The organism is Agrobacterium sp. 22-210-1, assembly GCF_053522525.1.
Genome location: NZ_JBNWCI010000002.1, coordinates 782,966 through 795,617, shown reverse-complemented (window position 1 = coordinate 795,617; position 12,652 = coordinate 782,966). Strand labels below are relative to the sequence as shown.

At 57.5% G+C, this 12,652-nt stretch carries 9 protein-coding genes and 1 pseudogene; 8 read left to right on the top strand and 2 right to left on the bottom strand.

Annotation, left to right across the window (positions count from 1 at the left end; translation table 11 throughout):
* Nucleotides 1-16 precede the first annotated feature (16 nt).
* The gene (locus tag ACQZ5F_RS16695; protein WP_225338734.1) at nt 17-1,381 is read right to left on the bottom strand and encodes an ABC transporter substrate-binding protein; all 1,365 of its coding nucleotides are present in this window, start codon (nt 1,379-1,381) and stop codon (nt 17-19) included.
* 456 nt (nt 1,382-1,837) lie between these two features.
* On the opposite strand from ACQZ5F_RS16695, the gene ACQZ5F_RS16690 reads away from it, so the two are divergent.
* From ACQZ5F_RS16690 to ACQZ5F_RS16660, 7 genes and pseudogenes are all read left to right on the top strand, one after another.
* A complete protein-coding gene (locus ACQZ5F_RS16690; protein WP_137086887.1) occupies nt 1,838-2,614 on the top strand; it encodes a GntR family transcriptional regulator in 777 nt (258 codons plus the stop codon).
* 358 nt (nt 2,615-2,972) lie between these two features.
* Nucleotides 2,973-3,755 carry a class I fructose-bisphosphate aldolase gene (locus tag ACQZ5F_RS16685; protein WP_137086885.1) on the top strand — a complete coding sequence of 261 codons (783 nt, stop codon included), beginning with the start codon at nt 2,973-2,975 and terminating at the stop codon, nt 3,753-3,755.
* Nucleotides 3,756-3,992: 237 nt separating this feature from the next.
* Entirely contained in the window at nt 3,993-4,928 is a 936-nt protein-coding gene (locus ACQZ5F_RS16680) for an ABC transporter substrate-binding protein (protein WP_225338733.1), read from the top strand.
* Nucleotides 4,929-4,995: 67 nt separating this feature from the next.
* Nucleotides 4,996-6,519, top strand: a complete 1,524-nt coding sequence (locus tag ACQZ5F_RS16675) for a sugar ABC transporter ATP-binding protein (RefSeq protein ID WP_225338732.1) — start codon at nt 4,996-4,998, stop codon at nt 6,517-6,519.
* 27 nt (nt 6,520-6,546) lie between these two features.
* Complete coding sequence (locus ACQZ5F_RS16670; RefSeq protein WP_225244295.1) at nt 6,547-7,521, top strand: ABC transporter permease subunit; 975 nt, start codon at nt 6,547-6,549, stop codon at nt 7,519-7,521.
* 32 nt (nt 7,522-7,553) lie between these two features.
* A pseudogene (fba, locus tag ACQZ5F_RS16665) lies at nt 7,554-8,611 on the top strand (class II fructose-bisphosphate aldolase).
* Complete coding sequence (locus ACQZ5F_RS16660) at nt 8,562-9,578, top strand: class 1 fructose-bisphosphatase (protein ID WP_225338730.1); 1,017 nt, start codon at nt 8,562-8,564, stop codon at nt 9,576-9,578. The pseudogene fba and the gene ACQZ5F_RS16660 overlap by 50 nt, the downstream one beginning before the upstream one ends.
* A 603-nt stretch (nt 9,579-10,181) precedes the next feature.
* On the opposite strand, the gene ACQZ5F_RS16655 is transcribed toward ACQZ5F_RS16660, so the two are convergent.
* The gene (locus tag ACQZ5F_RS16655; protein WP_225338728.1) at nt 10,182-11,345 is read right to left on the bottom strand and encodes a M20 aminoacylase family protein; all 1,164 of its coding nucleotides are present in this window, start codon (nt 11,343-11,345) and stop codon (nt 10,182-10,184) included.
* A 223-nt stretch (nt 11,346-11,568) separates the two neighbouring features.
* On the opposite strand from ACQZ5F_RS16655, the gene ACQZ5F_RS16650 reads away from it, so the two are divergent.
* Complete coding sequence (locus ACQZ5F_RS16650) at nt 11,569-12,627, top strand: D-alanyl-D-alanine carboxypeptidase family protein (protein ID WP_225244296.1); 1,059 nt, start codon at nt 11,569-11,571, stop codon at nt 12,625-12,627.
* Nucleotides 12,628-12,652: the final 25 nt, after the last annotated feature.

Sequence of the window (12,652 nt, the reverse complement as noted above, 5' to 3'; positions counted from 1 at the left end):
GCCCGCCCGGGCTCAACTACTTGATGTAGCCCGCATCCTCCATGATCTCCTTGATTTTGGATTCACTGGTGGCTATCGCATCGTCAGCGCTCATCTGGCCGCTGATCGCGCCGGCAAGCTGCTGTGACGTGAAGTCGCCGATCTGTTCGAATTCTGGGATCGTGACGTACTGCACGCCAGTGTACGGAACCGGATCGACGGTCGGCTTCAGCGGATTTGCCGCGCTGATCGACTTGAGGGTCAGATCGGCATAGTCCTTGGTGGCCTTTTCGTATTCCGGCAGCTTGTAGGTGGACTGTCGAGAGCCCGGAGGCACGGTGCCCCAACCAGCCTTCTCACCTGCGAGCTTGATGTAATCTTCGCTCGTAAGCCAGGAGATGAGCTTCCAGGCAGCATCCTGATGCTGGCTGGTGGTCGGGATCGACAGACCCCACGCCCACAGCCAGCCAGAGCCCGGTTTCACTTTAATCGGAGCGAGAGCAAAGCCGACGTTGCCCTTTACCTGATCGTTTGCCTGGTCGATGACCGGGCCAGCGAAGACCGTGTCGTCATACCACATGGCGGTCTTGCCCTGGGTGAAGAGCTGCAGGCACTCCTGCCATCCGTCCTTGGCAGCATCCGGCTGGCCATGTTCCTTGAGGAGCTTGACGTAGAAGTTGATCGCTTCCCTGCTTTTTTCCGAGCTGAGCTGCGGCTCCCACTTCTCGTCGAACCAACGGCCGCCGAAGGTGTTGATCACGGTCGTCAGCGGCGCGAGGCTCTGGCCCCAGCCCGGGATACCGCGCAAGCAAATGCCGGAAACGTTGTTGGCCTTGTCGTCGAGCTTCGCAGCGAACTCGGCAACCTGATCCCATGTCGGCTGCTCGGGCATCTTGAGGCCGGCTTTGTCGAAGAGGTCCTTTCGGTAGAACATGAACGACGAAGAACCATAGAACGGCGTCGCGAACATATCTCCCTTGAAGGATACGAGGTCGCGTATTGGGGTCAGAAGGTCATCAGCCTTCCATTCCGTATCCTTTTCGACATACTCCTTGCTGAGGTTGGCAATCCAGCCCTTCTCCGCCCAGAGCGGGACTTCGTACGCGCCGATCATGACAACGTCGAATTGGCCGGACTTGGTGGCGACGTCCTTGAGGACTGTTGGACGCAGCTGGTTTTCCGGGAGCGTCTGGAACTTGACCTTGATGTCCGGGTACTTGGCATAGAAGTTGTCGATAAGCTTCGCTGCTGTTTCCATCTGTGGGTTTGCAGCGAGGGCAACCGTCAGAGTCACTTCCTCCGCATGGCCCGATCGGACCGCCAACAGGCCAAGAGCGATCGAAAGCGCAAGCGTGCTCACACGCGCACCGGCAATGGCCGGTCGCCACATAGTCATAGACATAGAGACTTCCTCTCCCAAAAAATCCGACACTATTGTCGGAAGCTTCAACGGTGGCGACGAGCGCGCCGAACCGACAGCAAGATAACTCTCTCCACCAGAGTAATTCGAACTGTATGTTCTGTACGTACAAAAATATTGAAAGGCCGTCAATCCAATTGTTAACCGGACTCAAAAATCTGATCGCCTATGGACAAATAACGTACCCCAGGTACGCTTTATATGTGCCGTTGTGGTTGTCCTGATAATGTGAGGGGAGAGTCTCAGCCCTTCACAGGCGTTTGTCAGGTGTGGCTAGCCTGGGATCGGTAAGCCAAATGACGTAGCGGATGGCGTAGAATAGCGCCCGTCGTATTAATGTAACGCTCGGGATCAGTTTAGGCCGTGTAAGGGCGCACCCAATGGACTGCGGCTATCAATTCGGTGTACGTTTCGTTCGGACAAAGGAAAAGATTCGTCATGCAAAACATCGATCGCACGTCTGCGGAACCCTACTATCTCCAGCTCGCGCGTATAATCGAAGGGCAAATCAAAACCGGGAAGTACCAGGTCGGCGACCGTGTCCCTGGCGAAACAGAGCTTTGTCGATCGTTTGACCTCGCTCGCTCCACTGTCCGTGAAACGCTCCGTGCACTTGAGCAACAGCGTTTGGTAAAGATCGTGCCCAGGAGGGGTGCTTTCGTTTCCGATCCTGCCGAAAATCAATGGAAGCTTCAGGTTACCCAGGGCTTTCTGGAAACGGGTGCACACTCACCTGATCGATCCATCGAGACCTCGGTTCTCCGTGCTGGTTTCGAGCCCTTGCCAGATTTCGCTGCGGAGGGATTAGGCGTTCCAAAAGGGGAGAACGGGTTCGCAATCGAACGCATTCGTCATATCGATGGAAAGGCGGCAATGCATTCCATCAATTATATGCCGGCGGATGTGGGGGCGTTGCTGCTCGGGAAGCCCGTGCTTGAAGGGAATGCGTCGTTGAACCAGACGCTCGCGCAGGCAGGTTTTTCGATCTTCGCCGCTCGGCGAGAAGTGGCAGCCGTTGGGGCTCCCGCCGATACGGCAAAGCTATTGGGCCTCGCCAGAGGAGCGCCTGTATTGTTCGTGCAGTCCACGTCTCGCTCTGAACTCGGACGTGTATTCGACTTCTACCGGTCCTTCGTACGAAGCGATGTTGTAACGATCTCCGTAGACGCGGAAGCTCCTGTAGAAGTTGCGCAGTCTAGCGCAGAAAGCGAATAAACCAGCGCATCTCAACATTCACGAGCATGAGTCTCTCCGCTCGATGCGGCGCATTGCTGACGGTGCGCCGACAATAGGCCGTGCCTACAAAATGGTAATCGTCCTCGTCGTCTGATCTGGCGGCAAAAATCCTCATGAAATCAGTGCTTCTCAGCTTCGTCGTTGACATGGAACGAAGACGATGGAGCTGGCCGCGCGCCTGCCGGCGTGTCTCTGCTTCCCACTTTATCCTTGACACCCAAAAAGATCGGAGTGTAGATACGTATCGTCCGTCTTGTCCGTACAAAATTTCGGAATGAGACTAGGGTGGAGCACTAATCCGACGGCCGGAGCCGTCGAGAAGATAGGAAAAAATCTCATGTCGATGGAATATCGTCTTCGTCGTACCTTGCCCAGCGATCGTGCGGCTATCATCATGCCTGTCGATCACGGTCTGATTTTCGACCGCATCGAAGGCCTCGAGACGCCGTCTGCACCGTTCGCGGCTTGGGCCAACAATGATGTGACCGGCTTCATGATGACCCCCGGCCAGGTCAAGCAGACCGAGAAGTTCTTCGCGGCCCATCCGCATCTCACGCGGGTCTTGACGATCGATACATACAACGAATTCCGCGAGCTGGACGGCGGTGGATCGCACGACCTGATCACGACGGTTGAAGAGGCCGTCCGCATGGGCGTTGACGCCGTGAAGATGCTTTTCCCATGGAATATGTCCAGGTACGAGCGCGTCCAGATGTGCGCGCGTGTCGGAAAAGTCGTTGCTTCCTGCGATCGTTGGGATATTCCCCTGGTTCTCGAACCAGTCATCATGGGTGCTCCGCGCACCGAGGAAGTGGTCGTCCAGGAAGAGAAAGTCGCACGTATTGCCTACGATTTGGGTGCGCACATCATCAAGATCGCTTTCCCTGGCGAGGAGCGCACAAAGCGTCTCGCTGAGGAATTGAAGGTTCCACTCGTCATCGCTGGCGGTCCGCTCTCCGGCCCTCCGTCGGAAACGATCGACGCGGTTGCTCAGACGATCCGCGGCGGTGCTCGCGGTGTTATCGTTGGCCGCAATATCTGGCAACGTGATCGCAAGACCGGTGAAGAAACCATCTCCGAGATCGCAAAGCTTACGCGCAGCGTGAAGTTCCAAGACTAATCGCCCGTTATCAGGATTGCCTCGCAGGAGGGCGAAGAATGGCTGCGATGTTGTCCCAGCGCAGCCGTCTTTGTTCGAGGTTTCAGCGGGTGCCCGGTCTGCTCGGTTCTGAGGCGAGCTCCTTTTCTTCAATGGAAAGTGCTCATTGACTTGCATTTGGGAGAACTTATGGTCCTTCTTGTACGGACAATACGGTCGGAATGTCGATTGAATGACTTCAAAAAGGAGGAGAAGTGCATGAACAAGTTAGCATTGCTTACGGCCGCGGCCGTCATAAGCGTCCCTGTTTCTTCATTCGCGCAGGACAAACTTACTGCAGCCGGCATCACCGTTGGTACGCTTGGCAATCCGTTCTTCGTTCCGTTAATCAAAGGCGCTGAAGACGGCTTGAAGGAAAAGAACCCGGCTACCAAGGTAACCGTGGTCGGCGCTGACTACGATCTCAACAAGCAGGCTTCCCAGATTGACAGCTTCATCGCCGGTGGCTCTCAGGTCGTGCTTATCAATGCAGTGGATGCCGTTGCTGTGAAGCCATTCGTGGAAAAAGCCAAGGCTGCCGGTGCCGTTGTAGCGGCAATGGACGTTTCTGCTGCAGGCTCTGATCTCACAGTCATGACGAATAACGTCCAGGCCGGTGAACTTGCTTGCACTGATCTTGCTGAGCGTCTCAAGGGCAAGGGCGACGTTGTCATCATCAACGGACCTCCGATCTCATCAATCATGGATCGCGTGAAGGGATGCAAGCAGGCTTTCTCGAAGTATCCGGACATCAAAGTGCTTTCGGATAATCAGGACGGCAAAGCCTCTCGCGAGGGCGGGTTGGCTGTGATGCAGTCGCTTCTGACCCGATTCGATAAAATCGACGCAGTTTTCGGCGCGAACGATCCGACTGCAATCGGAGCGGATCTCGCTGCCAGGCAGCTTAACCGCTCCGAGATGATCATCGCAGGGGTGGACGGTTCCCCTGATATCGTTGCCGCTCTCAAGAGCAGCAACAGCCGTATTGTCTCATCCTCGTCCCAAGACCCCTACGGCATGGCAAAGAAGGCAGCCGAACTCGCCGTCGACCTTCTGAACGGCAAGAAGCCCGAAAAGGCAGTGACGCTGCTCGATACCAAGCTCGTCACCAAGGACAACGTGAACGAGTACGTCGGCTGGGACGCAAAGCGCTGAGTGCTTGGGGCGGTGGGAGGTGCCGCCCCAATTTTTCTCGTCGCAGGAGGAAGAGGAGGACTGCCAAATGACGCCCAATCAACCGCTGTTGGAGATGCGGGGGATCAGCAAGACTTTCAATGCCACCCGAGCGTTAAACAACGTCTCAATCACTGTCTCGGCAGGAGAAACCCACGCTTTAATGGGTGAGAACGGGGCGGGCAAATCCACCCTCATGAAGATTTTATCGGGAGCCTATACACCCGACTCCGGTGGCGAAATCCTGCTTGCCGGGAAGCGTCTGGCAACTGGCGATCCCGTGGCGTCTCGTTCGAGCGGTGTCGCCGTCATCTATCAAGAGCTGTCGTTGGCCCAGAACCTGACAGTGGCGCAGAACATCTTTCTCGGAATCGAGCCCCGGCGTTTCGGCATGACGGATAGGCGATCGATTCTCCAGAAGTCGAAGCCGATCCTGCAGAAACTAGGTGCAACCTTTGCTCCGACCGATCAGGTCTCCTGCCTGTCGCTGGGAGAACGCCAGATGGTCGAAATCGCCCGCGCCCTCGCTGTGGATGCCCGCATCATAGTGATGGATGAACCCACGACATCCCTTACGTCCCGCGAAACGGACAAGCTGTTCGAGATTATCGCCGCCATCAAGGCGCAAGGTATCGCGGTGATCTATATCAGCCATCGGATGGAGGAAATCTATCGCCTGGCCGACAGGGTATCGGTGCTCAGGGACGGCAACTATGTCGGCACACTCGACAGAAGCGAGCTTTCCGCCGATAGGCTTATCTCAATGATGGTCGGACGAGACCTGACCTCGTTCTACAAGAAAGCCCGTGGCGGCTCGCGTCGTGGCAAGCTGATGCTGAGAGCGCTGAATGTCGACGATGGAGTGCGCGTCCTCGATTGCTCGTTTGATGCCTTCGCCGGCGAAGTTCTCGGGATCGCTGGTCTTGTTGGTTCCGGGCGGACGGAGCTTGCCCGACTGATCTTCGGCGCGGACTCAAAATTGTCCGGGACAATAGAGATTGACGGCAAGCCGGTCGCCATCGCGTCTCCGCGTGATGCGCTCGACGCGGGGATCGCTTACCTGACGGAGGATCGAAAGGGTCTTGGGCTCTTCCTCGACATGTCGATCGATCAGAACATCAACATCGCCGTTATTGCGAAAGATGCTCAGTGCGGCGGGTTACTGAATTTCGCGAAAGCCAAGGAGCGATCCGACGAAGCGGTTAGCAGGCTGTCGATCCGGACGAAATCCGCATCGGTGAATGTAGGTTCGCTGTCTGGCGGCAATCAGCAAAAGGCATTGATCGCCCGGATTCTCGCTGGAAAACCGAAGGTGGTCATCCTCGATGAGCCGACCCGCGGTGTGGACGTCGGGGCGAAATCTGAAATCTACCGCATTATCGACGAGCTTGCCGCAAGCGGCATCGCGGTCGTGGTCATATCGAGCGACCTTCCCGAAATCATCGGCATCAGCGACCGCGTCCTCGTGATGCAAGAAGGACGAATAGCAGGCGAAGTATGCCCCGCGCCGACAGGAGGGATATCCCAGGAAGCGATCATGGCGCTTTCAACGGGAGCCTCGGTCGCCGCCTGAAAACTAAAACCGGAGGAGACAATGTCTATGTCAATGAGCGGAGCCGCGGACCAGAAGCGAGCCAACTTTCGTGCCACGATGACCGCGCTGGGGATGCTGCCGGTCTTGGTGATCCTGACTGTCGGCTTCCATCTGCTGACCGGCAGATTCATCACGGTCAACAATCTGTCGATCGTGATGCAACAAGCCTCCATCAACACTGTCCTTGCGGCGGGGATGACCTTCGTCATCCTGACCGGTGGCATTGATCTGTCCGTCGGCTCGATCCTCGCCGCTGCCGCGATGGTGGGCGTCCTCGTCTCGTTATTTCCGGACATGGGGCTGCTGGGCATCCCGGCTGCGCTCGGTGTCGGTCTCATTTGCGGCCTCGTGAATGGTGCGATCATCTCGGCCCTGCGTTTACCGCCATTCATTGTGACCCTTGGCTCCCTGACCGCAATTCGCGGTGTCGCGCGCCTTCTTGGGAATGACACGACCGTATTCAATGCCGAACTTCCATTTGATTTCATCGGTAATGGGACCCTGTTCGGTGTTCCCTGGCTTGCCGTCATCGCACTCCTGACGATCGCCGCCTCGTGGTTCGTGCTCAAGCGCACCGTGCTAGGGACCTGGATTTACGCGATCGGCGGCAACGCCGAAGCGGCGCGCCTGACGGGGATCAAGGTGCCGCGTGTTCTACTCTTCGTCTACGCGACCTCGGGACTGCTCGCGGGGCTGGGTGGCGTAATGTCAGCGGCGCGTCTCTATGCAGCAAACGGCCTTCAGTTGGGGCAGGCATACGAACTTGATGCTATCGCGGCCGTCATTCTAGGTGGGACAAGCTTCGTGGGCGGCGTCGGCTCCATCTGGGGAACGCTGGTCGGAGCGCTGATAATCGCTGTCCTTTCGAACGGCCTCATCCTCGTCGGTGTCTCCGATATCTGGCAATACATCATCAAGGGCCTCGTCATCATCGTCGCCGTTGCGCTCGATCGCTTCAGACTTCAGGGCGGCCGTACCTAATCTCCAACTTTTAAAAGCAGGGACCACCAGACATGGCTTTGACCTCTCTGAGGCAGATTCTCGACCACGCCGCTGACAACGGCTACGGAATGCCGGCTTTCAACGTGACCAATCTCGAAACGTTGCTGGCCGTCATGCGTGCGGCGGCAAAAACGGAAGTCCCGTCATCGTCCAGGCGAGCCAGAGCGCCCGGAAGTACGCCGACGACGTGTTTCTGGCTCACCTCTTTCAGGCGGCAGCGGAGAGATTTCCGTCTATTCCCCTCTGCGTCCATCAAGACCATGGTAGCTCGCCGGCTGTCTGTCGGAGCGCAATGGAGCACGGCTTTTCAAGCGTAATGATGGACGGCTCCCTCGAGGCCGATGGAAAAACCCCCTCCTCATACGAGTACAATGTCAGCGTTACGGCTGAGACGGTCGCCTTCGCCCACGCCGCCGGGGTTTCGGTGGAAGGAGAGATCGGGGTTCTCGGGTCGCTGGAGACCGGAGGCGGGGAGCAGGAGGACGGCCACGGTGTCGAGGGAGTTCTCGATCGCCATCAGTTATTGACCGATCCGCAGCAGGCGGTGGATTTCGTCGCGGCGACCGGCGTGGACGCGCTGGCTGTTGCGATCGGCACCTCCCATGGCGCGTACAAGTTTTCGCGGAAGCCGACGGGTGACCTTTTGGCTCTGGATGTCATTGAGGCTATCCACAAACGCCTCCCGTACACACACCTGGTCATGCACGGCGCTTCGACCGTTCCTGAAGACCTACAGCAGTTGATAAACGAGAACGGCGGCTCGATCGCGCCGACCTATGGCGTCCCCCTCGAGGAAGTCGTCAAGAGCATCAAGATGGGGGTCCGAAAGATCAACATCGACACGGATTTACGGATGGCATTGACTGGTTCGGCGCGAGAGTACCTGTCCTCGAATCCCAATTCGTTTGACGTGCGCGGAATGCTGAAGCCCGGTATCGACCGCATGGAAGCCCTCTGCATCGAGCGGTTCGAGTGCTTCGGATCGGCGGGACAGGCTTCTCGTATGAGGACAATTCCGCTTGACGATATGGCGCGGCGCTACGCTGACGGGCTGGCATTCCATGCCTAAATTTCTTCAAGAATGGGCGGCGGAGCACATGCATAATGGTGCTGATCCCAATCTGGTCGAGGTAGCCCTTCTGACTGCCGACGCCTGCAGCGCGATTTCCAGACGCCTGAGAACATCCGCGTTAGAAGGCCTAGTTGGCGCGACCGGGAACATGAACATCCAGGGCGAAGTTCAAAAGCCGCTTGATGTGATTGCAAACCAGCTTTTCCTGGACGCCTGCAAGACCACCGACTCCATATCGTACGCGGTCTCAGAGGAACTCGATTGCGAAGTGCTAATATCCACATCCGGCAAGTATGCTCTGATCTTCGATCCGCTTGATGGCTCGTCGAACCTTGACGTGAACGTCACCGTTGGCTCGATCTTCTCAGTACTACCAGCCACGGTTCCCGAGGATTTGTTGCAGGTCGGCCGCAAGCAGGTCTTTGCCGGATTTGCTTCGTATGGCCCGGCGACAAGCCTATTCATTACGTTCGGCCACCAGGTGGACCTGTTTACGCTAAACTCAGAGCAGGATTGGGAGTTGACGCGATCCGGCATCACGGTTCCCGACGAATACCGTGAGTTCGCAATCAATCATAGCCGGCAGCGGTTTTGGCTGGCCGAAACCAGATCCTACATCGACGACTGCCTTAGCGGCGAAGAAGGACCTGCAGGCAAGCGTTACAATTCTAGATGGGTGGGTTCGATGGTGGCAGAAATCCAACGCATCCTCACTCGAGGCGGCGTCTTCTTGTATCCCTTGGACAAAGAAACCTCGAAAACCGGAGGGCGGCTTCGCCTGCTTTACGAGGCCAATCCCATAGCCTTTCTTCTCGCGGCCGCCGGAGGCATTGCAACGACTGGTCGTGAAAACATTCTTGACCTGCTACCGCAAAGTCTTCATCAGCGCGTGCCCGTCATAGCCGGTAGTATGGCTGAGGTATTTCGGGCATCGGGCTACTACTCGAGAATGGCGCAGCCCTGATCGACTCGCCACCTTCTCGTGGCGGCGCTGGGGATCGGCTTACATGCCGATTGCCGAGAATTTTGACGATCTTCTGGCCAAATTTTCCGACTGGTATGAGGAGCTTGCAAAGCTTCAAGTATTCGCTTCGAAGCGCCCCATCGGAACTGACGCAGCTTCCCTCAAAGGAAACTCAATTTCATAAGCAGGAAAATGGTGTCCACGAGAGGATTCGAACCTCCGACCCCAGGATTCATACCACTTCGGCTTTAACCGCCGTCCCGCCACGAATGGCAGGGCGTTCGTGGTCTGGACTGTCCCTTCACCATGGACCTTGCGGCCTTTAGGCGCTGCCCTACCAGTCTCTACACCTTCAACAGGCTTTCGCCTGAAGCTTGGCTCGGGATTGGCATGCTGGAAGCCCAGCTAAGCGTTCCCCGAATTTGAGCAGATCGACTACAGCCTTTCGGACTGAAGCCCCCAATTATCAACTAGGAATCCTGTGCTCTATCCTGCTGAGCTACGTGGACACTGAATTGCTCTTTAACCTGACGATGCCTGCGGATCAACCGCGTTCTTCATCGCGGTCGATCTCTTCCCGGCTTTCTTCGCGTCAGTCGGCAATCAGCTCGTCAGGCGCTGTTCAGCCAGCTTCACCCAGTAGGAAATGCCGTAGGCGATCGCCTCGTCGTTGAAATCGTAGCCGGGATTATGAAGCCCGGCCGAATCGCCATTGCCGAGGAAGATGAAGGCGCCCGGCCTTTCCTTCAGCATGAAGGAAAAATCTTCGCCGGCCATTGAGGGGTCGACATCGGGATCGACATTGTGGTCTCCCGCCACATCGCGGGCGACGCGGATGGCGTGGTCGGTCTCGGCGGCGTGGTTGAAGGTCACCGGGCAATAACGCTCATAGACGACCTCGGCTTCGGCGCCATTGGCAAAGGCTATGCCCTCCGCCATCTGTTTGATGCGGTCCTGCGCGAGATCACGCACCGTTTCGTCGAGGCTGCGCACCGTGCCGGCAATCAGCGCCTCGTTGGGTATGATGTTGTGGCTGGAGCCTGCATGGAAGCGGGTAACGGACACGACGACCGAACGGATCGGATCGGCATTGCGCGAGGCGATCATCTGCAGATTGCTGACGATCTGTGCGCCGATGGTGATCGGATCGATGGTGCGGTGCGGCTGTGCCGCATGGCCGCCCCGGCCTTTGACGGTGATGGAGAACTTGTCCGGTGCCGCCATGATGCCGCCCTTGCGGATGGCGAAGGCGCCGAGCGGTATTCCCGGCATATTGTGCATGCCATAGACCTCGTTAATGCCGAAACGCTCCATCAGGCCGTCCTCGACCATGGCGAGTGCACCAGCGCCACCTTCTTCGGCGGGCTGGAAGATGACGGCGATAGAGCCGGCGAAATTGCGGGTCTCGGTGAGATATTTGGCCGCGCCGAGCAGCATGGCGGTGTGGCCGTCATGGCCGCAGGCATGCATCGCGCCCGCTGTTTTTGATGCCCAGGGCTTGCCGGTTTCCTCGAGAATGGGCAAGGCGTCCATATCCGCGCGAAAGCCGATGGTGCGTCCACCGGCAAGATTGCCACGGATGATGCCGACCACACCCGTGCGGCCAAGACCGGTCACGATTTCGTCAACACCAAAAGATTTCAGCTTGTCCGCAACGAAGGCTGCGGTGTTGTCGACATCATACAAAATCTCGGGATTTTCGTGCAGGTGACGCCGCCATTCGCTGACTTCCTGTTGAAGTTCGGCGGCTCTGTTCAAAATCGGCATTCGTTCATTCCTGGGTTCATCGGTGCGGCGTGTGGTAAAAGCCATCCTCCGTGGTGGATAGTGCGCCGCATAATTGACGTAATCAATGTACTTTGCCATTGCTAGGACATATATGGTGAATATTGCCATTCCCCGACCGAAGACGGGAATTCGAGGACAAGCCTTGCCACAGACAGTTAAATCGCCAAACGCCGCCCGACGGCTCTCCGCAGCCGTTGCCATCATGACCGCAGGCCTCGTTGCCGTGGCGCCTGTGGCCAATGCCAATCCGAAAATGGTGGTGGATGTCAAAACCGGCAAGGTGATTTCCCATCAGGAAGCCTTCCGCAAGTGGTATCCGGCGTCGCTCACCAAGCTGATGACTGCCTATATCGCCTTTTCGCAGATGAAGGCCGGCAAGCTCAGCCCGCAGACGGAAGTGGTGATGAGCAAGAAGGCCGCCGACCAGCCGGCCTCTAAAATGTATTTCAAGCCCGGCCAGAAGCTGACGATGGACAGCGCGCTGAAGCTGCTGCTGATCAAATCCGCCAATGATATAGCCGTGGCGATTGCCGAGACCATCGGCGGCACCAGCGACAATTTCGTGGCGCAGATGAATGCGCAGGCGCAGCGGTTGGGCATGAGCTCCACCCGCTATGTGAACGCCAACGGCCTGCCCGGCAAGGGGCAATATACGACCGCGCGTGATCTGGCGCTGCTGGCGCTGATCATCAAGCGCGAGTTTCCGGAATATGCCCATTATTTCTCGCTGGAAGGCGTCAGCACCGGCAAGAAGAACTATGCCAATTTCAACATGCTGGTCGGCCGCTTTGATGGCGCTGACGGCATGAAGACCGGCTTCATCTGTGCCTCCGGCTTCAATCAGGTGTCGTCTGCCGTGCGCAATGGCCGCTCCGTCATCACCGTAGTGCTGGGCGCGGACAGCCTTGCCGGACGAACCGACCAGTCTGCCGACCTGCTGCAGATGGGGCTGACGGCGCCTTCCGGTCAGGGTGTTTCGCTCGCTTCGCTGGCGCCTTATGGCGATACCGGCGATGTGAACGATGTCAGCGCCGAAATCTGCAACCCGAAGGCTGCCAAGGTGCGTAGCGAGGGCCGCGATGAAGCCGGCCGTATGGTCATCCATTCGCCCTATGTGACGGAGATGACCCGCCCACCGGAATATTCCTTCGCCGGTCTCATTCCGGGCAGTGAGACGGTGGCTGTCAACACGACCAAGGGGGCTGCCGGCAAGGGCGAGTTGGCCAACGTGCCGATCCCGATCCCACGCCCGACATTCTGATTGCCTTGACCGCTCTTCAATGACG